General features: G+C 54.8%; 24 protein-coding genes. 7 read left to right on the plus strand and 17 right to left on the minus strand.

Annotation, left to right across the window (positions count from 1 at the left end; genetic code table 11):
- Positions 1–118: 118 nt before the first annotated feature.
- From H8B13_RS11825 to H8B13_RS11875, 11 genes are all read right to left on the minus strand, one after another.
- Complete coding sequence (locus H8B13_RS11825; protein ID WP_187311029.1) at positions 119–706, minus strand: hypothetical protein; 588 nt, start codon at positions 704–706, stop codon at positions 119–121.
- 303 nt (positions 707–1009) lie between these two features.
- Positions 1010–2167: an aminotransferase class I/II-fold pyridoxal phosphate-dependent enzyme gene (locus tag H8B13_RS11830; protein ID WP_187311030.1), complete on the minus strand. Its 1158-nt coding sequence runs from the start codon at positions 2165–2167 to the stop codon at positions 1010–1012.
- A gap of 15 nt (positions 2168–2182) precedes the next feature.
- Entirely contained in the window at positions 2183–2698 is a 516-nt protein-coding gene (locus H8B13_RS11835; RefSeq protein WP_187311031.1) for a hypothetical protein, read from the minus strand.
- Between the two features lie 104 nt (positions 2699–2802).
- A complete protein-coding gene (gene bioB / locus H8B13_RS11840) occupies positions 2803–3804 on the minus strand; it encodes a biotin synthase BioB (RefSeq protein WP_187311032.1) in 1002 nt (333 codons plus the stop codon).
- A gap of 208 nt (positions 3805–4012) precedes the next feature.
- Positions 4013–4468 carry a DUF1569 domain-containing protein gene (locus H8B13_RS11845; RefSeq protein ID WP_187311033.1) on the minus strand — a complete coding sequence of 152 codons (456 nt, stop codon included), beginning with the start codon at positions 4466–4468 and terminating at the stop codon, positions 4013–4015.
- Between the two features lie 97 nt (positions 4469–4565).
- A complete protein-coding gene (locus tag H8B13_RS11850) occupies positions 4566–5126 on the minus strand; it encodes a sugar O-acetyltransferase (RefSeq protein WP_187311034.1) in 561 nt (186 codons plus the stop codon).
- A 204-nt stretch (positions 5127–5330) separates the two neighbouring features.
- Entirely contained in the window at positions 5331–6389 is a 1059-nt protein-coding gene (rluF, locus tag H8B13_RS11855) for a 23S rRNA pseudouridine(2604) synthase RluF (RefSeq protein ID WP_187311035.1), read from the minus strand.
- 150 nt (positions 6390–6539) lie between these two features.
- Positions 6540–6851 (minus strand): hypothetical protein, encoded by a 312-nt coding sequence (locus tag H8B13_RS11860; protein ID WP_187311036.1) that lies wholly within the window; start codon positions 6849–6851, stop codon positions 6540–6542.
- A 236-nt stretch (positions 6852–7087) separates the two neighbouring features.
- Positions 7088–8155: a proline iminopeptidase-family hydrolase gene (locus H8B13_RS11865; protein WP_187311037.1), complete on the minus strand. Its 1068-nt coding sequence runs from the start codon at positions 8153–8155 to the stop codon at positions 7088–7090.
- Positions 8156–8326: 171 nt separating this feature from the next.
- On the minus strand, positions 8327–9061 hold the full coding sequence (locus H8B13_RS11870) for a YebC/PmpR family DNA-binding transcriptional regulator (protein ID WP_187311038.1): 735 nt from the start codon (positions 9059–9061) through the stop codon (positions 8327–8329).
- A 257-nt stretch (positions 9062–9318) separates the two neighbouring features.
- Entirely contained in the window at positions 9319–10353 is a 1035-nt protein-coding gene (locus tag H8B13_RS11875) for an MBL fold metallo-hydrolase (RefSeq protein WP_187311039.1), read from the minus strand.
- A 236-nt stretch (positions 10354–10589) separates the two neighbouring features.
- On the opposite strand from H8B13_RS11875, the gene H8B13_RS11880 reads away from it, so the two are divergent.
- The 6 genes from H8B13_RS11880 (at position 10590) to H8B13_RS11905 (ending at position 16452) form a co-directional block, all read left to right on the plus strand.
- Positions 10590–11537 carry an NmrA family NAD(P)-binding protein gene (locus tag H8B13_RS11880; protein WP_187311040.1) on the plus strand — a complete coding sequence of 316 codons (948 nt, stop codon included), beginning with the start codon at positions 10590–10592 and terminating at the stop codon, positions 11535–11537.
- Positions 11538–11642: 105 nt separating this feature from the next.
- Positions 11643–12518: a hypothetical protein gene (locus tag H8B13_RS11885; protein ID WP_187311041.1), complete on the plus strand. Its 876-nt coding sequence runs from the start codon at positions 11643–11645 to the stop codon at positions 12516–12518.
- A gap of 202 nt (positions 12519–12720) precedes the next feature.
- Positions 12721–13356, plus strand: coding sequence for a class I SAM-dependent methyltransferase (locus H8B13_RS11890; RefSeq protein WP_187311042.1), 636 nt, complete (start codon positions 12721–12723; stop codon positions 13354–13356).
- 67 nt (positions 13357–13423) lie between these two features.
- Entirely contained in the window at positions 13424–14347 is a 924-nt protein-coding gene (ctlX, locus tag H8B13_RS11895) for a citrulline utilization hydrolase CtlX (protein WP_187311043.1), read from the plus strand.
- A gap of 76 nt (positions 14348–14423) precedes the next feature.
- Positions 14424–15233 carry an alpha/beta hydrolase gene (locus H8B13_RS11900; RefSeq protein WP_187311044.1) on the plus strand — a complete coding sequence of 270 codons (810 nt, stop codon included), beginning with the start codon at positions 14424–14426 and terminating at the stop codon, positions 15231–15233.
- A gap of 25 nt (positions 15234–15258) precedes the next feature.
- Positions 15259–16452: a DUF1624 domain-containing protein gene (locus H8B13_RS11905; protein ID WP_187311045.1), complete on the plus strand. Its 1194-nt coding sequence runs from the start codon at positions 15259–15261 to the stop codon at positions 16450–16452.
- On the opposite strand, the gene H8B13_RS11910 is transcribed toward H8B13_RS11905, so the two are convergent.
- From H8B13_RS11910 to pncA, 5 genes are all read right to left on the minus strand, one after another.
- On the minus strand, positions 16412–17005 hold the full coding sequence (locus H8B13_RS11910) for a GNAT family N-acetyltransferase (protein WP_187311046.1): 594 nt from the start codon (positions 17003–17005) through the stop codon (positions 16412–16414). The two genes, H8B13_RS11905 and H8B13_RS11910, sit on opposite strands and share 41 nt — an antisense overlap.
- Positions 17006–17275: 270 nt before the next feature.
- Entirely contained in the window at positions 17276–18796 is a 1521-nt protein-coding gene (locus H8B13_RS11915; protein WP_187311047.1) for a malate:quinone oxidoreductase, read from the minus strand.
- A 264-nt stretch (positions 18797–19060) separates the two neighbouring features.
- Entirely contained in the window at positions 19061–20173 is a 1113-nt protein-coding gene (locus H8B13_RS11920) for a mechanosensitive ion channel family protein (RefSeq protein WP_261990341.1), read from the minus strand.
- A gap of 34 nt (positions 20174–20207) precedes the next feature.
- Positions 20208–20720, minus strand: a complete 513-nt coding sequence (locus H8B13_RS11925) for a 2'-5' RNA ligase family protein (protein ID WP_187311048.1) — start codon at positions 20718–20720, stop codon at positions 20208–20210.
- Positions 20721–20722: 2 nt separating this feature from the next.
- The gene (gene pncA / locus H8B13_RS11930) at positions 20723–21358 is read right to left on the minus strand and encodes a bifunctional nicotinamidase/pyrazinamidase (protein ID WP_187311049.1); all 636 of its coding nucleotides are present in this window, start codon (positions 21356–21358) and stop codon (positions 20723–20725) included.
- 192 nt (positions 21359–21550) lie between these two features.
- Between pncA and H8B13_RS11935 the strand changes: the two genes are divergently transcribed.
- Entirely contained in the window at positions 21551–22366 is an 816-nt protein-coding gene (locus H8B13_RS11935) for a class I SAM-dependent methyltransferase (protein WP_187311050.1), read from the plus strand.
- Here the strand turns inward: H8B13_RS11935 and H8B13_RS11940 are convergent.
- Complete coding sequence (locus tag H8B13_RS11940) at positions 22363–23334, minus strand: hypothetical protein (RefSeq protein WP_187311051.1); 972 nt, start codon at positions 23332–23334, stop codon at positions 22363–22365. The genes H8B13_RS11935 and H8B13_RS11940 overlap by 4 nt on opposite strands.
- Between the last annotated feature and the right edge of the window lie 154 nt (positions 23335–23488).

The raw sequence follows: 23488 nt of genomic DNA on the forward strand, positions 1-23488 counted from the left end.
TACAAAGATGCGCTAGCTTCTGAGGTGAATAGCAGACATTGTGGTTTTAAATCCCTGGGTGTTAATTTTAGATTAATTTATTATATATTAAATATGCAATGTTGATTTTTGTTTTTATTTATCTGTCAGTCTCTTTTTTATTTGGCGATACTATGTGTACAAGACTTGATGCCATATATAATATGACTGGTCTAATAAAAAGGTATAAAACAATACCTATTAATGCGAATATCGATCCTGCTACAGTTGGTATTACTGCACCAAATGTGAAAGTCATACCAATAACGAACCCAAGCACGCATTCTGCCCGATAAATTGGAAAGAACAGAGCGAGTAGAAATAGCCCATTAAGCATGTAGCCTAATACATCTGAAAAGCCAAAAGTGAAAAAGGTAGAAAGTAATATTCCGAAAAATAGGCCACCAAAGAATCCGTAAACTATATTTATTGAGAACGTTAACCATTCTGGTTTTTTATTCTTGTTATTACTGACTCTCTTATGAATTCGATATAGTAGAAACCATGTAAGCAGAGGAAGTAAAATGCCGCCCCACCAATTAGAAATTTTGGGCAAATCTGCGCGAGCCATTATATGATGGCTCGGTACACCTCCATGATAATGTCCCCAAGCTAATAGTGCCCATATAGCAATGGTTACTATTCCTGTAAAATACAACCGGGTCTTAAAGAACAACTTTTCATTCATGGAAAATGATTTTAAATATTCTTTTCAGTTTATTTATTGTCGTCTTTTAGCCCGAAAATTACGATCTGAATTGCCGCAACTGATGAAGCTACAAGCTGCTGTAATATCCACATAGCTCGGTAGCTCGCCTGCAACTAACCTTCATAAACCCTCTTTGCAGAGGATAGAAAACCGCAAAAGTAAGATTGCGACAGCAATATATAAAGTTGCTGAGTGAAACATAGAGCTATTTGCATATCTTAGCAATCGAAGAATAATTTTGCTTCCGTCCAGTTGGCCACTTAGATATTAGGGCTTAACAGTTCATCCCCCAAGCCGCCCCAGTACCGCCGCCAGACCCTCTATCTCCTCCTCAGTATTGTAGCTGTGCACGATAAGCCGCAGGCGCTCAGTACCCGCGGGTACGGTAGGAGCCACGATAGGGCGCACGTCGAAATTGGCCTGCTGGGCGGTGGTGGCCACGGCGCGCACATGGGCCGGGCCGGGCGAAGCGGTGAAGAAAACCGGGTGAATGATGTGGCTGGCCGCTGGTACGTGCAGACCGGGCACTGCATTCAGCTTTGTTTTTAGAAAATCGGAAAGGGCAAAAAGCCGCTGCCGCTCCGTCTGCATAGTGGGCAGCAGTTCGTAGGCGGCCGCCAGCGTAGCAATAGCCAGCGGAGGCAGCGCGGTGGTATAAATAAATGGCCGACTGAAATTCAGCAGATACTCACGCAGCACCTGTGGCCCGGCAATAATTGCCCCCTGATTGCCCAAGGCCTTGCCAAACGTAAGAATCCGGGCGAATACCGCGCTTTCCAGGCCAAGCTCCACTATCAAGCCCTCGCCGCGCGGGCCATAAATACCGTTGGTGTGCGCCTCATCTACTACCAGATACAAGCCGCGCTGCTGGCAAAAAGCCGCAAGCTCCCGCAGCGGCGCCTGATCGCCATCCATGGAATACAGCGCCTCCACGGCCACAAAGACAGCTCCCGTCGCCCGACTCAGTCGCCGCTCTAGGTCCGCCAGATCATTGTGCCGGAAGCTGAAGGCCGTGGCGAAGCTGCCCCGGATGCCATCCTTCACGGAGGCGTGGCTGGCTTCGTCGTAAAAAATGGTGTCGCCGCGGCGGGGCACGGCGGCAAAGAAGCCTAGGTTGGCCGCGTAGCCGGAGTTGAAAAGCAAAGCCGCCTCAGCGCGGTGAAAGGTCGCTAGCTGAGTTTCCAGCATTTCGGCGGCTGCTGAGTTGCCGGTGAGCAGGCGCGAGCCGGTGCTGCCGGCGGCTGGGGGGCTTTTTTCAGTTATTGCGCGTTGCAAAATAGCTTGCAACATGTCGTGTTGCGCTAAGCCGAGGTAGTCGTTGGAGCTAAAATCTACCCGACCCGCCTCCGCGACTGTCAAATGCCGGCGGGTACCGGCGGCCTCGCGCTGCATGAGCTGCTGAGTGAGGCGCTGGAGAAGAAAATCAGTTTGTAAGACCATCGAGCCGATAATAACTTACTTCCTCGGCGGCACGGGAAACTGGCGTGGCAAGCCTGCAGAATCAGGTTGCCAGCCCAAAGTAGTACGCGCTTCTTGTCGGACAGAAGTTTCAATTACTTGCTCATTCAGCATCGCTAAACTGGCAATATGTACCACGGTGGTTGCACGACTTATATCCTCATACAGAATATAAGTATGCTTCCCTAACCAGTAATGAGCTCCTGGTATATTTCCCGGCCGGGGCTGCCCATATAGCTGAGTTAAATACGCCAGTGTTGACCGACTTTTTGGCTCGTTGGCTATCTGAAAAGTAACCCCGACAAATCGATTGAGTCTAAACCAGTACTCCGGCGTTAGCCGCTGGCCTGCCAGGGTTGTGGTATCCCCATCAAGCTTGTATGTCTTTGTGACCTGCCAGCGTTTGCCTATTCCTGATAAAACTGGTTTGAATGAACTGTTTATAGGAAGCGCCGCCCCAAAAGAGACCCCATTGAAGCCATAGCCCTTATCCAAACTCTGCAAACTCAACATCGGACCACTAGTTTGGGCTCTTAGCGGCAATGAGTATAAGCACACTAGTGCTAATATGATCCAAGTTAGCACTCGAGAGTTGCGCATCTCAATACTATGAATCCTTACGCCTCAAGCGAAGCTTTGGCCAACACTGTAGCGCCCTGCGGCATGTCCTTGAATGACTTACGCGGCTTCAAGCCCAGCGTGGCGAACATTTGTTTGTCAGCGTCGAAGTCGGGGTTGGGCGTGGTGAGTAGCTTTTCGCCGGAGAATATGGAGTTAGCGCCGGCTAAAAAGCAAAGCGCCTGCTCTGATACAGGCATTTCCTGGCGGCCAGCGGAGAGGCGGACCATGGTGCGGGGCATCAGGATACGGGCGGTGGCAATCATGCGCAGCATTTCCCATACGCTCACGCGGGGCTGCTCGGCAAGCGGGGTGCCGGCTACGGGCACCAGTGCATTCACCGGCACCGATTCGGGGTGGGCGGGCAGGGTGGCCAGCGTGTGCAGCATGGCAATACGGTCTTCGTCGGTTTCGCCGAGGCCAATAATGCCCCCCGAGCACACTGAAATACCCGCTTGACGCACGTTTTCGAGCGTATTAAGGCGGTCGTCGTAGGTGCGGGTGGTGATGATTTCGGAGTAGTGCTCGGCGCTGGTGTCGAGGTTGTGATTGTAGGCGTAGAGACCAGCTTGCTTGAGTCGCTCGGCCTGGTATTCATTGATCATGCCCAGGGTGCAGCACACTTCCAAGCCCATGTCGTTTACCTGGGTTACCATGCCCAGCACGCGGTCGAAGTCGCGGTTGTCGCGCACTTCGCGCCAGGCGGCACCCATGCAAAAGCGGGTGCTGCCGGAGTCTTTGGCGCGGCGGGCGGCATCCAATACTACCTCATCCTTCAGCAAGGCATGTACTTCCACACCAGTGTGGTAGCGGGCGGCCTGAGGGCAGTAGGAGCAGTCTTCGGGGCAACCGCCGGTTTTTACCGATAGGAGCGTGCATACCTGTACCTCGCCAGTCGACTGGTTGGCCTGGTGCACAGCGGCGGCCTGAGTCACAAGTTCTAGCACGGGCTGATGATACAGAGCTTTTACTTCGTCGAGGGTCCAGTCAGTGCGGAGCATGGAGGGGTGGTTGAGGGTTGTGGGGCAAAAATAGTTAGTCAGATGCCCAAAAGGCGGGCTGCAAGATAAGCAGGAAAGTGGGTTGGGATGGTGTTTCAGCAGATCAAGTAGCTGTAGCCAAAAGCTAACTACCTAATGTAGGACCTCAACCGCCGTTATACCGCTCAACACGACAGGTAATTAAGTGGAAGCGAGCCAGCAAAAGCCGCTACACACCAAACTGTCGCAAATGATGATCGAGGTGCTTCCAAGTAACTTCCCCCAACTCCTTATGGGACAAATGACCAAACACCGGATGCTCAATCCCAGACAGACTGTACTTGGCCGGATTGAGTAGATCGAGCAGCGTTTGGCGGTCGGTTTCGAAGGAGGTCGGCGGCGTCATACCAGCTTTCGAATCCAACTCTTTCAGCGTTTGCATGTTTGGCTTGAATCGCTTCAGGCGCGTAACAAAAAACCACTTCACCAAGGGTTTCAGAAAGCTCGGAATCCGCAAAGAGGTAACCGCCTTTTCATCCCGACTCACTCGCAGCTGATCGGCACAATGCACCAGCATTTGCCCCACGGTCATCTGGCCCCATCGGCGCTGACTAGTAGGCGTCAAAGCCTGAATCCGGGCCACGAGAGCGTCATGAGCATTGGGATCGAGGAAGCTAGCTGACATAGGAAAGGGGAGCCAAATCGCATAAGAAATATAGGATTTACTTCACGATTGCGCAAAAGGCCGAAGCAAAGCAGCCCACTCTCAACAGTCCTAATTCTTACTGCTGGTCTGGCGGTAGCGCCGACCGAAGTACGCGGCACGGATTGCCCACAGCTACCGAATCAGCCGCAATATCCCGCGTCACGATGCTGCCAGCCCCGATGGTAGTGCCCGCGCCAATCGTCACGCCGGGCAGCACGATGACCCCCGCGCCCAGCCATACATTGTCGCCGATGATAATAGGCCGGGCAAACTCCCAACCGGCCACACGCGGTTCAACCTCCACGGGATGGCCCGCCGTGCTCAGCAACACATTGGGCGCCACAAACACGTTGTCGCCGATGCGTACCGGCGCACAATCCAAAATGGTGAGGTTATAATTAGCGTAGAAATTTCGCCCCAATTGAATGTTAAAGCCGTAGTCGCAGCGCAAGGGAGCTTCGATGTAAGCGTCGGTTTCGTAGCCCAGCAGCTCAGCCAGCACAGCGCGGTCTAGCTCCAGGGGCTGCTGATTGTAGCGATGATACAAGGCTTTGGCACGCTGACGGGCGGCTACCAGTTCCGGGTCGTTGGCTTGATACAAATCGCCGGTCAGCATTTGCTCAAGAGCAGTGGGCATAGTTTGAGTTTGTTATCAACTCTAAATCAATTGTTAAACAGGCGGTCATGCAGAGCGGAGCGAAGCATGACCGCCTGTTTAACAAAAAAACGATCGCACATGAGTTGCCTCAGCTCAGCTTCAATATTAAGTTTTTAGGCTACTTAAAGAAGAGAAAACTCTGTAGACTAACCTGGGAAGACTAATGCGAAGCAGCATTTACCACTACCGGCTACTGCCCCGGCGGCCAGCGTTGCCTTTTGGGGCGCGGTTGAGCGTTTTGGCGGCGGGCTTGCGCTTGGAGCCGGCGCTGGTGGGACGTCCGGGCTTTCTGGGGGGCTTTTCTGTGCCAAAAGCCGCTGCTGAGGCCGTAGGCTTTGGCTTGCCCGGAGCAGTTTTGCGCGCGGGTTTGGCGCCGCTGGGGGCCGAGCGAGGCGCGGACTTGCTACCTGTGCCAGCTGGTTTGCGGGCGGGTTTATCCTCGTTTTCCCCTTCGCTAAAGCGCGCTGGCCGGCTACTCCATGCGGTAGTAGGTGGGCCCACGCGACGCTTCGGCAGCGATGCTTCCTTGGTACCGGAGGAGGTTTCGGTCATCTTCATGATGCCATCTAGCTCCTTCTCCGTCAGCTCGCGCCAGTCGCCTACGCCGAGACCTTTAAGCGTGATATTCATTACCCGAATGCGCTCCAGCTGCACCACTTCGTAGCCAAAATGTTCGCACATCTTCCTGATCTGGCGGTTCATGCCCTGAATGAGCGTGATGCGGAATATATAGTTGGTTTCCTTTTTGACCTCGCATTTCTGGGTCATGATGCCCATGATGGGCACCCCGCCGCGCATGCCTTCGATGAAGCTGTCGGTAATGGGCCTATCCACCATCACGATGTACTCCTTCTCGTGCTTGTTGCCGGCCCGCAGAATCTTGTTGACGATGTCACCGTTGCTGGTCAGCAGAATCAGGCCCTGCGAATCCTTATCCAAGCGGCCGATGGGGAAAATTCGCTCGCTGTGCTTAATGTAGCGGATAATGTTATCCTTAACGCTGGTTTCGGTGGTGCTGGTGATGCCGGGGGGCTTATTGAAGGCAATATAAATCGCGTCCTCGGGGGCGCGGGGCTCAATGAGGCTGCCATTCACCACCACGCGGTCTTTCTCGGTCACCTGGTCGCCGATGCTGGCCCGCTTGCCGTTCACAAACACGTTGCCCTGCTCAATGAATTTGTCGGCTTCGCGCCGGGAGCAGACGCCGCTTTCGCTGATGTATTTGTTGAGACGAGTAGACATGGGGGGCAAATTTGATGGCCAGAAAAATAAACGGCCCGCCGGAACTCCGGCGGGCCGCAAAGATACGCAGTGCGAGTAAGGGAAAGCGTGCGACGTTGGATTGCAAGCCAAGCTATTGCAAAGGAAGTAGCGCGCAGGGTTTCAATCTAATTACTTGAATACTTCGGTATTTTGGCCCGCCGTTACCTGCACCGACCAGTTGTTGCTGCCTAATACAAAGACATAATTGCCCGCGTTCAAGTTCTTAAACTCAATTCTCGCTTTGCCTCCGGTAGAAGCTGACGCCGCGCTCGGCATGGTGCCTTCGCGCAGGGGAGTGGCAGAGCGAATGGGAGTTGTCCAGATGCCTTCCGTGAAGAGATAGTAGGGGACGCCATTTAGCTGCGCGGTGTAGGGAAATGCTATGACTAAGTCGCCCGTCTGGGGGGCTATTTCCTCTTTGTTGCAGGAAAATAAAGTCAAGATAATCAGTAGGTTAAATAAAGTGCTTGTTAGGCGTTTCATTTAATTAAACGTGGTTGAAGAAGTGGTTAGATATGTTGAAAACTAATTGATGGCCAAAATATAGCAAGCAAAAAATACAGATGAGCTTACGAGAAAAACTAAATAGCTGACTCACCGCGTTTCAAGACTCGCAACGTATTGTTGTTACTTGACTAAGTATCAGATAATGAAATAAATACCAGTGTCACTGGTAGTTATAAGGCGACTTTCTTCTCGCCCTTATCCACGCCCTTAATAAACTTAATCAGCCCGGTCATATACGTCTGCTGATCGTCGTAGAAGCTCATGTGGCTGCCATTGGGACAGATGAGGGCGGTGCCGTTCTGGACCTGGGTAGCAATGCGGCGCATATGCTCGGGGTCCATAGTGTCATGTTTGCCTCCTATGGACAGCACCGGCACGGTTAGCTTGGGCAGGTCTTTGGTGCGGTCCCAGTTGAGCAGCTTGCCGGACACACCAAACTCGCTGGGGCCCTGCATGGTCACGTAGAGCGACTGATTCATCTTCGCGAAGGAGCGATTCACGGGCTCGGGCCACTGATCCAGCGGGAGACGCAGGATGTGCTCCACGTAGAAGTTAGGCATCAATAGCTCCATGTAGCGCGGGTTCTGGAAATCCTTGCGGGCTTCAATGTCCCGGATTTCTTTCAGCACCTCAGGCTTCATCTGCTTGGCCAGCACGTTGTCGGCGTATTTGCCGTATTCGGGCACGCTCATCATCATATTGGAGATGATAAGGCCTTTCAGGTTGTCCTGATATTTGAGGGCGTATTCGGCAGCCAAAATGCCCCCCCAGGAGTGGCCCAGCAGGTAGAAGTTGTCTTTGGTCAGGTTCAGGGCTTGCCGCACCTGCTCGACTTCTTCCACGTAGCGCGGTAGGCTCCACATGGCAGTATCCTTGGGGTTGTCGGAGTTGCCGCAGCCGAGCTGGTCGTAGTAGATAAACTCGATGCCTTCCTTAGGCAGGAAGCTTTCCATGCATTCAAAATACTCGTGCGTAGCGCCGGGGCCGCCATTAAGCAGCAGCACCTTCATCTTGGGGTTGTTGCCGAAGCGCTTCGTCCAGACGTTGAATTTGCCCTTGGGTGTGGTAATCGGAATCATCTTTACGCCGCCATCCTGCACGCCTGTTTCCTGGCTCTGGAAGTAAGTAGTAGCCGTTGCCGAATCCGTTTCCTGTTTCTTGGCCGGTGTGGAGCATCCCGCGCTGAAGAGGCCGGTAAGCAGCAGACAAGCACTCGTTATTCTCTTCAGTGGTAGCATGGGGTGGCGTTGGTTGGAAAGGTGAATTGGAGGGTGGCACTTCGGGTGCTGAAAATCAGGTCTTCGACTTGGCTAAACCTAACTATAATTTAATCCCTTCCCAAAACACAACGAGCCGCTCCAAATTGGGGCGGCTCGCGTTTATAAAGTTACCTAAGCGGCAGGTGAAGCTTACCCCAACGTGTGGTACACGGCCTGCACGTCGTCATCCTCTTCGAACTTCTCAATCAGGTTCATTACCTCCTCCAGCTCATCGCCTTCCAGCGTGACGGTAGCGTTTGGAATGCGCTGGAGTTGGGCGCCAACCACGTTGAGGTGGCGTTCTTCCAAGGCTTTTTGCATCTGGCCGAAGTCGGTGAAGGCGGTTTCCACCACGATCAGCTCCTTCACGTTGCCGTGTTCGTCTTCCTCCTGATCTTCGTAAATATCTTCGGCACCGAAGTCGATAAGCTCCAGCTCCAGCTCGTCGCGGTCGAGGCCTTCGGCGGCTAGCTTAAATACGCCTTTGCGGGTGAAGGTAAAATCGGAGGAGCCGGCCGTGCCAAGGGCACCATTGCCACGGTTGAAATACATACGCACGTTGGCTACGGTGCGCACGGGGTTGTCCGTGGCGGTTTCTACCACAATTGCCACGCCGTGGGGCGCGTAGCCTTCATATACAACCTCCTGATAATCTTTCTCTTCCTTGCTGCTAGCGCGCTTGATAGCGGCTTCCACGCGGTCTTTGGGCATGTTCACGCCCTTGGCGTTCTGCATAGCCGCGCGCAGACGAGAGTTGGTGTCGGGGTTAGGGCCACTTTCCTTCACGGCCATCACGATTTCGCGGCCGATGCGGGTGAAATCTTTGGACATGCGGTCCCAGCGCTTCATTTTGCGGCCTTTGCGAAATTCAAATGCTCTTCCCATAGTAGTGATTGATGCTTAGTGCGGCGGCGCGATAGGGTGGGGCGCCGAATGGCCGCAAGTTAGCGGAAAGCCCGGCGGGGGGCAAATTGCAAGCCCGAGGAAACAGGGTAGCTTCAGTTGTAGGAGAACAGGTAGCTAAACCGTTTCTGTAGTCGTCACGTGAGGCGCGCCGGTAAAGGCCTTAACCAGCCATAGGGCGTCAAAACAGATAGGATCGGAAAGGAAGCGCGGCCCAGCACCACACAGAAACGGCGGGACTAAGTCCCGCCGTTTCTGTGTGGTGCTGGGCCGCGCTTCTCTTTGTAAGGATAATCTGGGAAAGGCCGCTCATACGCTGTTGCGGGTGCCGGTCGGTAGCCTTTTAAGCGCTTGTGCTTTTTCCTTTTCTTGCCATCTCGCTTGCTCAGCAATACCGCTGCCAGCGCGGCTATCGCCAATCCGCCCCCTAGCATAGCTGCCCGCGCCGGCAACGTATCGGGTAGGGCAGGGGGAATAAACTCTACACCGTTTGCATCCGTGCGCGCTGGGTTTTCCACGTAGCGACCTTTGGGCGGTACCGGAAAATGCAGGGCCAACTCCCTAAGCTCGTTCGCCAAGTGGGAGCCCTGCACGGCCGGGCCGTGGCCGCAACCAATAGCCTGGGGCTCCAGGTTAGAAAGCTTCACAACCGAAGCATGAGTGGCTTCCCAATCAAAGTTGAAGGGCGTGCCGGCCCGGCTGATTTTGGGCACCCCAAGCAGCACCGACAGCACCGAATCGTGCTCGGTGGTGGCGAAGGCATCGGCGCCGAGCAGGGTCTTGTCTTCAGCGCGGAAAAAAGCTACCTGGCCGGGCGCGTGACCCGGTACGTGCAGGCATTGCCAGCCAGCCATGTAGGGTATTTCCTCACCCTCCGGCAGCGCCTGCACACCGGTGAGATTGAATGTTTGGGGCGGAAAAAAGCGGCTGACAAACGCTAACGAGCCCCCCACCGTTGGGTCGGCGGGCGGGTACACCGCTTTGCCAGTCAGAAAAGGCATTTCCAAGGGATGCGCCAGAATAGGAACGTGCCAGTGGTCGGCCAATTCCTGAGCGGAGCCGGCGTGGTCCATGTGGCCGTGGGTAAGGATGATAGCCTGCGGATGGGTTCCGGGATAAAATAGCTTGTCGGCCGCCGCAATAATGATTTTGGCCGAGCCAGGCAACCCCGTATCTACCAGTACCCACTCGCCGGGGGCGCCGGCTTCCACAAAGTATACATTGACAAAGCGCTGAATGAGAAGCTGGTTGACGCCAGCAGCTACCTGTTTCATCGTATCCGGGTTTAGTGAGATATCTATCCTGAAGCGTACGCAGATACGGGCCGCATGGACGACGCTGGGAGGCTTTTTTGTGCCGATGCCAGCCTTATTTCTCTGGCTGTCAATAACCTTCCGGCATCGGTCACTGTATTAGCAGCCCTGACCAGTCGAGTTTGAGCTAGTCGAACACGCACACCGGTCCGGCAGGCGGCTTTAGCATTTCCCTTACCCAACTACTTCCCCTCATTTTGGCAGAATCAACAACAGAGAACACAACCGCCTCTTCCGCTCAGCAAGCAACTATAGTGCTTGCCGGTGCCACCGGTGATCTTGGAGGGCGAATTGCGAAGTACTTGCTACAGCGGGGGGCAAATGTGCGGGCCCTAGTCCGTGCGGGCAGTGGGGCCCCAGCCATAGCTGCCTTGCGCGAGCAGGGGGCAACTATTATTGAAGTCGATTTTAACAACGAAACCGAACTGACGAAAGCATGTGTCGGCGCAACCTGCGTGGTATCGGCTTTGTCGGGGCTGCGGGAGGTAATTGTGGAGATGCAGACGCGCCTGCTGCAAGCGGCTGGGGCCGCTGGTGTTCCACGCTTCATCCCTTCTGATTATTGTATTGATTACACCAAGCTCCCAGTCGGCTCCAACCGCAACCTCGATCTGCGCCGGGAGTTCGCCGAGCGGCTCGATAAAGCACCCATCCAAGCTACCTCCATTCTCAACGGCATGTTCACTGATCTGCTGACGGGACAGGCGCCGGTTATCCTGTTTAAGTTTAAGCGGGTGGTATACTGGGGCAACGCAGACCAGCCGTTGGACTTTACTACCACCGAGGATACTGCCGCCTTCACGGCCGCTGCCGCCCTCGACGCCACCACGCCCCGGTTTCTGCGCGTGGCCGGCGAAGTGGCCACTATTCGCGGCTTGCAGGCGGTGGCCAGCGCTGTCACGGGCGAACAGTTTCGATTATTCCGGGTAGGTGGCCTGGGCGCTTTCGGAACCCTGATTAAAGTAACCCGCGCCCTTATGCCCACTACCGACGACGTATTCCCGCCCTGGCAGGGCATGCAATACATGCATAACATGTTTAGCGGTCGACCCAAGCTGGAACCTCTGGACAATGCCCGCTACCCCGATATCCGTTGGACTCCGGTGCGCGAGGTGTTGGCCAATCGTGAGCAGGTACTAGCTTAAGCGATAGGTAGTTCTTCGCCTGAAATCAACCCAAAAGCCTCCCCGAACTTTAAAAACTACGTAAACATTACGGATCAGATATAGTAGCCATCACCACTCCGTAACATGAGCAACCAAGTGCAGTCGGGACGCCTTTATTCGAACAGAAATACCACGATACGGCGACCCCGAACCGGTCTGATTTACTTGCTGCTGGCCGCGATATTCTTACTGGTTGCGAGCTCAGCGTATTGGCTATCAAAGAAAAATAGCGCCGAACGCAGCCAGGAAACGTCATTGTCCAGCACTAAGCTGCCGGCATCTGCTGCTCCCGTTACGGAAGTGTCGGCGGCTATTCCCGCCAAGACAGATTCTGCACTTCCGGAGAACGAAAAACAGGGGCCGCCTGTACAAGCTGGCACCAGCACTAAACCTCTGGCCGGGGCTTATAAAGTTTTGCCCCCCAGAGCCTATTTTCATTCCAACCCCGATGTAAATAGCTCCACCGGCAAGTACGTATTGCGGGGCGACATTGTGTATGCGGAAGGGGAGAGCGGAAATTTTATCAAAACCCGCTATTTCAATTCCGATGGCGACCCGGTAGTGGGCTGGCTGAAAAAAACGGAGGTGCAGCTGAGTAAAGCGGCTCCGAAGCCCGCGCCTCCCCGCGCTACGCCCACCAGCCCCCGCCGCCCGGCAGCAGAGCCAGCGGAAGCACGCACCCAAACCAAAAAGCCCGCAGTAGCTGCATCAGATTCAGAGCCAAAAGGAACCCCTGTTAGTGCGAGTCGAAAGCCCGCTACTACCGGCACCGTGCGGGTAGACACCACCTACTTTTACGACTCACCCGACCTGACCCAACGCCGCCGCGCCTTCTGCATTCGGGGCGATAAAATGACACTAACCGACTCTTCCGAGCAAGCGGTTTTTGCCACATTCATAAACTGGGAACAGGTGAAAACGACCGGCTGGATTCGGAAAGAAGATTTGAATATCCGGTAGATAAGGATTTGGTGAAAGAGGGGATGCAAAGGTGACAATATCATCGCCGTCTGGTTGTAAATGCCCGTCACGCCAAACGGCGGTTATACTTTACCATTGTAGTGGGATTACTACTCAGACATCAGCACGCAAGATGCTTCGCTGCGCTCTGCATGACCACCTAAATAGATAAACGAACCCTTCTATAAAACTACTTGCCTTTATGGCTCTCGATCCGCTTTTTCCTGCCGACGCTTTCCGCCGCACCGACGAAACTCCCGACGCACAATTCTACCAGCAGCCCCGCTTCGTAACGCATATCGACGAGGGCGCAATTGCGGCCGTTACGCAGCTATACCGCGAGTATTTTCCGGCCAACGGCACGCTGCTGGATTTGATGAGCAGTTGGATAAGTCATTTGCCCCCCGATGTGCCGTATGAGCGCGTAGTAGGCCTAGGGATGAACGAGCAGGAGCTACGCGCAAACCCTCGGCTGGCGAGCTACGTGGTGCAGGATCTGAACCAAGAGCCGCAGCTTCCTTTTGAGGAAAATGAGTTTGATGGCGCCGCCATCTGTGTATCCGTGGATTACCTGACGCGGCCCGTGGAAGTGCTGCGCGATCTGACTCGCGTGCTCCGGCCGGATGCGCCTGTGGTTATTACATTCTCCAACCGCTGCTTCCCCACCAAAGCCGTAGCCGCATGGCACGCCCTCGACGACCGCGGCCATCTGGCCCTCGTGAAACAATACCTGCTGGCCGCCGGCAACTGGCACCCAATTGAGCTACTCGACCGCAGCCCGCAGCCCCGGCGCAGCGACCCACTGTATGTTGTAATTGGTCGGGTGCAGAAACCGTAGAATATGCGCGCTGCTGGCGTGGCCGGAATGACTTTCTTTGTGTCAAAAAAGCCCCCCAACCACGTATATGCAGTCTGCTTCAACCGTTTTTCTCGTGCGGCCCGTTCGGTTTGGTTTTAACACCGAAACGGCGATGTCCAATCACTTTCAGCAGACCATAGTTGAACTAGATCAGGCAGTAATTCAAGCGAGAGCGTTTGCCGAATTTGATGCTGCCGTGGCTAAGTTGCGGGCACACGGCGTGTACGTGCTGGTAATGGACGATACGCCCGCGCCGCCCAAGCCCGACGCCGTTTTTCCGAACAACTGGCTTACCCTCCACCCCGACGGCCGAGTAGTGCTCTACCCGATGCACGCGCCCAATCGCCGCCCCGAGCGCCGGCCGGATATTCTGCAAATGCTGCGTAGCCAGTTCACCATTCGGGAGGTAATCGACTTATCGCACTACGAGCAGGAGGGTCGGTTTCTGGAAGGCACGGGCAGCATCATTTTCGACCACCAGCACCGCGTAGCGTACGCCGGCCTCTCACCCCGCACCGATGCGGATTTGTTTCAGCAAGTAACCAGCCTTTTGGGTTATCATCCGGTCGCTTTTCACGCCACCGACGCGCAGTGCCACGCCATCTACCATACCAACGTAATGCTATGCGTGGGGGGTAAATTTGCGGTCATCTGTCTGGAAAGCATAACCGACCCGACCGAGCAGGCAGCGGTAACGGATTCGCTGACTTCTACGGGCCACGAAATAGTAGCTATTTCGCTGGCGCAGGTAGCTCATTTCGCCGGCAACATGCTCACGCTGCAACCCGCCGCTGGTGGTCAGGAATTGCTGGTTATGTCGCAAAGTGCCCACGATGCCTTGACTCCTGACCATCGCCAAACGCTCAGCCGCTACTGTACGCTGGTTGCGCTGCCCATTCCTACCATCGAAACCGTGGGTGGAGGCAGTGCCCGTTGTATGTTGGCCGAAGTGTTTCTGCCCGGTGTATAGGGGGCTTTTTTGCGCCGCACTTCGCCAGATATTCAGCTTAATAAAACCCAGCACTCAGCGTCTGATCAATCATTATATGAGCTTAAGAATAGCCGCAGTTCTCGGCATCGCGCTCCTGATAAACAGCTGTGCCGATAGCAGCCAGAAAGTAGGGCACCCGGCGCCAGTGCCGCAGCGCGTTACCGAAACTGCCAAAGGAGAAGTAAAAAGCTACCAGTTGGCCCTGTTCGATGAGGCTCGCAATCGGGCGGTTCCCATTACCGTGTATGTGCCCGGTTCGGGCGCAAAGCTGAATCCAGCCAAGCGGTCCAATCTCAAACTCGCTATCCTGAATCATGGCTATGGCAGTCCTCACACAGGCTACTCTTTTATTGCCTACAATCTGGTGGCGCAAGGCTACTTCGTGGCTAGCATTCAGCACGACTTGCCCAAGGAGGCGCGCATGCCTACCACCGGCAATCCGCAGCAGGTGCGGCGACCTTTCTGGGAGCGGGGAGCGCAAAACATGCTGTTTGTGCTGCAAGCCCTCAAAAAGTCAAACCCGGAGCTGGACTTTAAAAATCTGCTGTTGGTAGGCCATTCCAATGGTGGCGATATGGCCATGCTGTTTGCCCACAAATACCCCAAATTGGCGCGAAATATTATCTCGCTGGATAACCGCCGCATGCCGCTGCCCCGCACCCGGCGCCCGCACATCCTTACCATCCGCTCCAGCGACCAGGTGGCCGATGATGGCGTGCTGCCGACAGCCGCCGAACAGAAAAAATATGCTATTCAGATTGTTAAAATGGAGAACATGACCCATAATGATATCTGGGATGGCGCCACCGAAGAAAAAAAGCAGGAGATAAACCGTACGATTAATAACTTCCTGAAAACGAAGTAGCCAGCTTGCCTAATGCGCTCTCACTATGCAACAGGTTTCTACAGAAATTTCGGCGCCTGTGGCTACTCGCGCTACCGTAGCGCGGGTGCAGGCCATTGACATCGTGCGGGGCTTGGTGATGGTGATCATGGCCCTCGATCATGTACGCGACTTTTGGAGCCCCACCACCTTTCGGCCTGAGGATCTGGCGCAGACGTCGGTCTTGCTGTTTTTCACGCGCTGGATAACCCATTTCTGTGCGCCTACTTTCGTGTTTCTGTCGGGTACGAGCATCTATTTGTATCAGCAAAAACAGCCCAGGAAGGGGCCAGTAAGCTGGTTTCTGCTCACGCGCGGCCTATGGCTGGTAGCGCTGGAATTGCTGGTTATCAGCTTTATGCTGTTGTGGGGCTACTCAATGATTTTGCTGCAAGTAATTTGGGTAATCGGTTGGGCAATGGTGCTGCTGGCCGGCCTGATCTGGCTGCCCCGCTGGTTGTTGGCGCTGTTGGCTTTCGTCATCATTGCCGGGCACAATGCATTGCCCACTATTCAGCCCGTCACCGCCGCCAACGTGGGCTTGGCGCTGCTGCACAACGGCCCATTCCTGTTCGATCCTGCACACCTGCCGCCTTTTCTGGTGGCGTATTCCATCGGGCCGTGGCTGGGCGTAATGCTCGCTGGCTATCTGATTGGGCCATGGTTTGAGCTGCCGCTCCCCCAGCGTACGCGGATGTTGCGTTTGGCCGGAGTAGCCCTGCTCTTGATGTTTGTTGCTCTGCGCGCCACCAACTGGTACGGCGACCCACTTCCCTGGAGCACCCAAGAGCGAGGCTTGGCTTACAGCGTGTTATCGTTCCTGAATGTCACGAAGTACCCGTCTTCTCTACTGTTTCTGTGCCTTACGCTGGGGGTTGCGCTGCTCTTGCTCTCCAGCGTCGAAGGGGCCACGAACCGACTGAGCCAGTGGCTGCGCACCTTCGGGCAGGTACCATTTTTCTATTACATCCTGCACCTGTTCCTCATCAGCTTCGGTGCGCTGATCTGGACGACGGTGGCTTTCGGTAAGCCCATTAATCTGTCGTTCAATCCGCCCACGGCGTGGCCCGCTGCCTACCAGCCCAGCTTGTTGCGAGCCTACGTGGTGTGGGCGGTAGTAGTGTTGCTACTGTATATGCCGTGCCGCTGGTATCAGGACTTTAAACGGCGACATTCGTACTGGTGGCTGTCGTATGTGTAGCGGTTAGTGATTCAGCGGGGGCATTGGCCAGCCGCCACTCGTCTTCTAGTATGGCCATTTCCACTAATGACCAGTAGCCATCCTTGTAGCGTACCACGTCGCGCATAATGCCTTCAGTTTTCATGCCCGCTTTCTTGTAGCAGCCAATAGCCGCTTGATTGAAATCGTACACACCCAGGCTGATACGGTGCAGGCCCAACTCCTCGAAGCCGATGCGCAATACGGCCTTAATCATGCCCTGGCAGTAGCCACGGCCGCGGACAGCAGTATTGCCAATCAGCACGCGCGTAATGCGGGCCGCTTTATTGGTCTCGCTGAAGCTGCCCAAGGAAATATGCCCCACGGTTTCGCCGGTTTCGGTGTCGATGGCCTTGTATATAAAGGCATCCGGGTCAGTCAGGTCGTTCGCGCCTTCGATGTACCAGGTGAGACTCGCCTCGGTGAGGGGGAATGAAAACAAAGAGCCGCTCCATTCTTTCATAAGCTGCTCATTATCAATCCACTGAATAAGTTGTTTGAAATCGGCGGGGGTAAAATATTCAAGCTGAATCATCAGAAAAATTCCGAATAGGTGGGAGGCACAGGTGGGAATTTGGGCACTGCCAACTGCTACGCGCAGGTAGCGTTCACAAAAAGGAAACTAATGTACGGTTCTGCTTGCTTAGCTTCCTAATCAGAACAGACGAGGGCCCAAAACAGCGCGTCCGGCAGCACTGAAGCTAAGCTATAAGAGATACCAAAACCCGCGCATATTCGTTCGGCGGCTCACATAAAAAAGCCCCCCAGCCGAGGCTAGGGGGCTTTTTTATGGCAAATCAACTTATTAACTGCCCAACGGCGCATCCACGCTCAGCTCCAGCACGGCGCTGGTGTGGGTGCGGGTTTGCTCCACCAGCTCCGGGTTGTCGGCCAGCGGCTGCCCAAACGTGGGAATCATCTCCCGAAACCGTGCTTGCCACTGCGGGGAAGCCGCCTGCGCGGGGAAACACTTCTGAATCAGGCTGATCATAATGCTGACGGCCGTGGAGGCGCCGGGCGAAGCACCCAGCAAAGCAGCAATAGAACCGTCGCTGGCGCTGACCATCTCGGTGCCGAACTCGAGTACGCCGCCCAGCTTTTCATCTTTCTTGATGACCTGTACGCGCTGGCCGGCCACTTCCAGCTTCCAATCTTCGGCGCGAGCGGTAGGCAAATACTCGCGTAGCGCGGCTAGCCGGTCCTGGGGCGACTGCCGCACCTGGTTGATCAGGTAGCGGGTGAGGGGCAGGTTTTTGGCCCCCGCAATAAGCATGGGCTTCAGGTTGGTGGGCTTAATGGAGCCCGGCAAATCGAGGAAGGAGCCAAACTTCAAAAACTTGGTGCTGAAGCCGGCGTAAGGGCCAAACAGCAGTTCGCGCCGCCCGTTTATCACGCGCGTATCCAGGTGAGGCACCGACATAGGTGGCGAGCCGACGCTGGCTTTGCCGTACACTTTGGCCTGATGCTGTTCAATTACGGCCGGGTTCACACATTTCAGCCACTGCCCGCTTACCGGGAAGCCGCCAAAGCCTTTGCTTTCCGGAATGCCCGAGGCCAGCAGCAGCGGCAACGAGCCCCCGCCCGCCCCGATAAACACGAACTTGGCACGCAGCTTACGCTTTTCACCGGTAGCGCGGTTCTGGGCCCGCACGCGCCACGTGCCGTCATCCTTGCGACGGATCTTATCTACCTCGTGGCCAAAGTGAAACGTGACGCCCGGCTTCTCCTGCAAGAGGTAAAACATGCCGCGCGTGAGGGAGCCGAAGTTGACGTCGGTGCCCAGATCCATGCGAGTGGCCGCTACTTTTTGGCTGGGGTCGCGGCCTTCCATCACCAGCGGCATCCACTCGCGGAGCTGGTTTAGGTCTTCGGAGTATTCCATGCCCTGAAACAGCGGCGACTGCACGAGGGCCGCGTGGCGCGTGCGCAGAAAATCGACGTTCTCGTTGCCCCACACAAAGCTCATGTGCGGGATATGGTTGATGAACCGTTGGATGCCCTCCACGTTATATTGCTCGGCCAGAAAGGCCCAGAATTGCTTCGAAACTTCAAACGACTCGGCAATGCCGATGGCCTTGCTGATGTCTACGGAGCCATCGGGGCGCTGGGGCGTATAGTTTAGCTCGCAAAAGGCCGAGTGACCAGTGCCGGCATTATTCCAGGCGTCGGAGCTTTCGGCCGCGGCTACATCGAGGCGCTCTATGACAGTTATTGTGAGATTAGGATCTAACTCCTTGAGCATAATACCCAGGGTAGCACTCATAATGCCGGCCCCGATCAGCACGACATCGGTGGTGAGGTCGGAGGTAGTGTTTTCTGTATTCATCGGGATAGATTGATAGTTCTGACAGCGTACGAGGGAAGGAAAGAAAAGTAGCAGCGTGCCTACTAACAGAATTTTTTAAGCGCAGCTTAGTGTGTTTATTAGAAGTGCAAAAAGGCGGTCATGCAGAGCGTGAGCGAACTATCTCGCTCACGCATTTAGGTTAGTAATCTCGCTAAACACGCGAGATGCTTCGCTTTCGCTCTGCATGACCGCCTTATTGGATTGATTTGAAATTACTCAGATGAATTATGAGAAGACTGGGGGCTAAGCAATCTCGCCCGAAACGCCTGAAGAAGCAGACAGCATCCGTTCATCGGTATCTACAACGGAGCGGGTTTTGGGTAATGAGCCGGGGTAATTCTGCTGAATAAAGGCTACCAACTTTTCCCGGACATGGCACCGCAAGTCAAACGCGCGACCGGCGTCGCCGGCGCTGACCAGGGCGCGTAGTTCCATGGTGCGCTCCTTGGAATCGGTGACCTGTAACACGCACACGCGCTTATCCCAAAGCGGATGATCTGTCACAATGTTCTTTAACTCAGCGCGTACGGCATCTACGGGAATGCTGTAATCGGTGTAGACGAACACGGTGCCGATAAGCTGCGACGTGTTGCGGGTCCAGTTCTGGAAGGGCTTCTCGATGAAATAAGTGAGCGGCAGCACCAACCGACGCTCATCCCAGATGCGCACCACTACATAGGTAAACGTGATTTCCTCCACCTTACCCCATTCACCTTCCACCACCAGCACGTCGTCGAGGCGAATAGGCTGGGTGAAAGCCAACTGAAAGCCTGCCAGTAGATTGCCAATGGAGCGCTGGGCCGCAAAGCCCACGATAACGCTGGCAATTCCCGCCGAAGTCAGCAGGCCCGTCCCGATTTTGCGCACCGTGGCAAAGCTCATCAGTACCAGCGCCACGGCCACAAATATGATCAGCGACACTACCACCTTGCGCACAAACTGAAGCTGGGTAAACAGCTTGCGTACCCGAAAATTATTCTCCTCATCGAGGCGATAATGGTGCAGCACCAGGTCCTCAATCACATTCACCGTCTTGACCAAGCCCCAGGCGAAAGTCATAATCAGACTGGTTTCCACTACCCGGCGCAGTACTTCGAAGGGACGAGCCGTAAGCGGTACCAACGGCAGCATAAACGAGAGCACCAGCACCGGGAAAAAGAAGGCGCTCGGCTGGTTCAGATGCTTGACAATAGATTGAATGAGCAGTGGTGAATCGGGCCGCTTAGCGTACCTGCGCAAGGCGCCAAAGAGTAAATACTTCAGAATAAGCCCGCCCGCGAGGCCGCCCGCCAGAATGCCCAGCGTAGTGAGGATCTCGCGCCATTGGAAGGATATTTCCCAAGACATGTCTTTCATAATCAGAAGGCTAGCGCCAAGTGGCAACCTAGCGTTACTGGAATTTAAAGGTTTGAATAGCCTCCCACGGCCCGCCCCGATACGCCCATAGCTGTAAGCCCGTGCCGGTGGCCTGGAAAGGCACAAAGTCAGCTTTGAGTTGCTCATACAGGGCACGCGCCTGTACCGGATCTACTTTATTCTGCACCGTTACGTGGGGGCGCAGCTTTTGCTGGTCTTGGGGCGTGAGAGCCGGCTGCCACGCCAGTTGCAACTCGCGGTGCAAGGCTTGCAGTGTTTCGTTTTCGAGCGCGTAAGCTACGCCGCGCCCCATAAATCGCAGCCCAGTAACCTCCAACGTGAGCGGAGCCTGTTGCTGGGAAAGGGTGGCTAGTTGCGCTACTAAATCGGGGCGCCGGGCACCGGGTAGATGGTGAAACAGCGTGACGTGGGCCGCCAGAAAATTGCGCTCGGGCGGAAAATGCTGTTGGCGCAGACCGTTGAAGTAAGCGAACGACTCGGCATCGAGCGCCAGAGTCAGAATCAGGGGAGCATCGGCTTCGGTCATGCTTAGGCGGGCTGGGGAGCTTTTTCATGTGACAGTAGCTCGGCGCTGCTGATAATTTTGCCCCCCAAGTTTTCTAAGTCGGCTTTGGCTCGCTCAAAACCCTCCGGACTTATCGGGCGCGTGGCATCTTCAATCAAAAAAGTGTCAAATCCTTCCTGTAAAGCATCTTTCGCGGTGAAGTACACGCAGTAGTCGGCGGCCAGCCCGGCGACATATACCGAGGCGATGCTGCGCCCAAACAGGTAGGCGGCAAGCCCAGTGGCTTTGCGGTGGCCGTTGTCATAAAATCCGCTGTAGCTGTCGATTTCCGGGTTGGTGCCCTTGCGGAAAATGGCTTCAACTTGGTTTGTATTCAGCTCCGGATGCAGCTCAGCACCGGGCGTACTTTGCACGCAGTGCACAGGCCATAGCACTTGCGCCAGCCCATGCAGTTCGATTTCCTCAAAAGGCTGGCGGCCTGCATGGTTCGCGGCAAAGCTTTTATGATTGGCGGGGTGCCAGTCCTGCGTGGCTACTACCAAGTCGAAATAGGGCTGTAGCTGATTAAGGAGCGCCACGATTTCATTGCCTTCGGGCACTGCCAACGCGCCGCCGGGAACAAAATCATTCTGAACATCAATGAGTAATAAGGCTTTCATGTAATATTTAGACCTTAGAAGTAAGAGTTATGCGGCTATTTAGAATGGCGGTCATGCAGAACGCAGTGAAGCATCTCGCGTGCTGACGCGGGATTACTACTTTTACTACCGCGAGCGAGATGCCTCGCGCCGCTCTGCATGACAGAGGGATTTTTACCACTACGATAAAATTGAGCAAACAACAGCGAAATCATGGAAACGCCCGCAAACTATACCGAGCTGAACCGCCAACTCTGGAACGCTAAAACCGACTACCACGTGCAGTCCGAGTTTTATGATGTGGAGAGCTTTCTGGGGGGCAAATCGTCGCTGAATGACGTGGAATTAGGTTTGCTGGGTGATGTGCGGGGCAAATCAATCCTGCATCTGCAATGTCATTTCGGGCAGGATTCGCTGTCGTTGAGCCGCTTGGGCGCCCACGTAACCGGCGTCGATTTGGCTGATCAAGCTATCATCAAAGCCCGCGAGTTGGCGGCGCAGCTCTCATTGCCGGCCGAATTTGTGTGCAGCGACGTGTACGAGCTACCAAATAACTTAAACGGTCAGTTTGATATCGTATTTACCACCTACGGCGTGCTAGGCTGGCTGCCCGATATGAAGCGCTGGGCGGGCGTGGTAAGTCATTTTCTGAAGCCGGGGGGCAAATTGGTGCTAGTTGAGTTCCACCCGGTCGTATGGATGTTCGACTCGGATTTTACCCGCGTTCAGTACTCATATTTTAACAGAGAAACCATCACGGAAGTTGAAACCGGCACGTACGCCGACCGCGACGCTCCGCTGGAGCAAACCTCCGTTTCCTGGAATCACGATTTGGGCGAAGTTCTGGGTAGCCTATTGCACAATGGCCTCGCCATAAGACACTTCGCCGAGTACGATTACTCGCCTTACAAGTGCTTTGCGCACATGGAGCAAGTGGGTGAGCGCAAATTTCGGATTGAACACTTAGCCGACAAGCTCCCGATGATGTACTCTGTGGTAGCCACTAAAGCGGAAGAAAACCAGCCTTAAAACTTGCTCAGCTCGGCTACTACCGATGTTTCGCTCATCTCCGTGAGAGTGGGGGTGAAGCGCTGATCCACTTGCATAAGAGCGGTTTGCTGGCCCAGATAAAATTTGCCCCCGGCACCGCGCAAAACAACGACCGTCGCTTCGGTACCAGTCGGGACATTGGCTAGGCTAAAGGTATTTGGGCCAGTAGCACGAAACTGGGCTACGGCGTTGTAATCAGCGAAAACCAGGTAAGCCAGCGTCTGTTGTGGCTCTTCAGCAGCGGCTTCTACGGTCACCTGAATCGTGGTGGTAGTGGTGCCAGTGTAGAGTTGGCGCTGGTAGCTCACCCAGCCCATACTTTGATTAAACAGCTGATGATTGAGCACCGCCAGCAGATAATCGGGCGAATCGGGGGTTAGTCGTAGGCCCAACCGCACCGTCGATTCCTGGTCGGTGGAGGGCTGCCAGGTAAATGGATCGGGCAGAAGCGGGCCTTTCACGGTATACATCCGCATATCCGTCAGCCGACTAAGCCGGGCCGGACTACGACTAGCCAGCCCGATACGAACCCGCGGAACCAGCTCCAGCGGACGATTGTCCTGGGTGGCTTGCAGGTAAAATTGCCCCCCAGACTCTAAAATAAGGTCATCAGTACCACTGGGAATACCACTCAGGAGCATATCCTTTTTGTCCAGAACTTCACGAAACTCCAGGCGCACCGGTGCGTCGGAAAGCTGTAGCCCGCCCAGCGTTACAAACGCTTCAGCCCCAAGTTCGATGGCGCTGCCACGCTTAGAAACGTAGCGTGGAATGCGGCGCGGGTTGTAGGTAAAAAACTCCGGTGTTACCCCGTTGCGCATTTGAAACGCGACCAATGGGTTGTGAGTAGATGGAATCGGGGCGGTTGGGTCGGTGCTTTTCTCGCAGGCGCTCAGAGCCCAACAGCCCAACAGTAAGAAGCATAAGCTGCGGAATAGCGTAACCATCAGAGATAAGGTAAAAAATAAACAACCGTAGCCAAATGGTAATGTTGTAAGTGGTTGATTAACAAGTGAAAATGTGTGTTTTGTGCTGGTGCTTAATTCAGCTGTGAAGGACCTAAAACGGACCAGCAAACGTTATCAAAAGCAAGCCAAAACC

Origin of the sequence: Hymenobacter sp. BT188 (assembly GCF_014333585.1) — a bacterium.
Taxonomy (GTDB): Bacteria; Bacteroidota; Bacteroidia; order Cytophagales; family Hymenobacteraceae; genus Hymenobacter.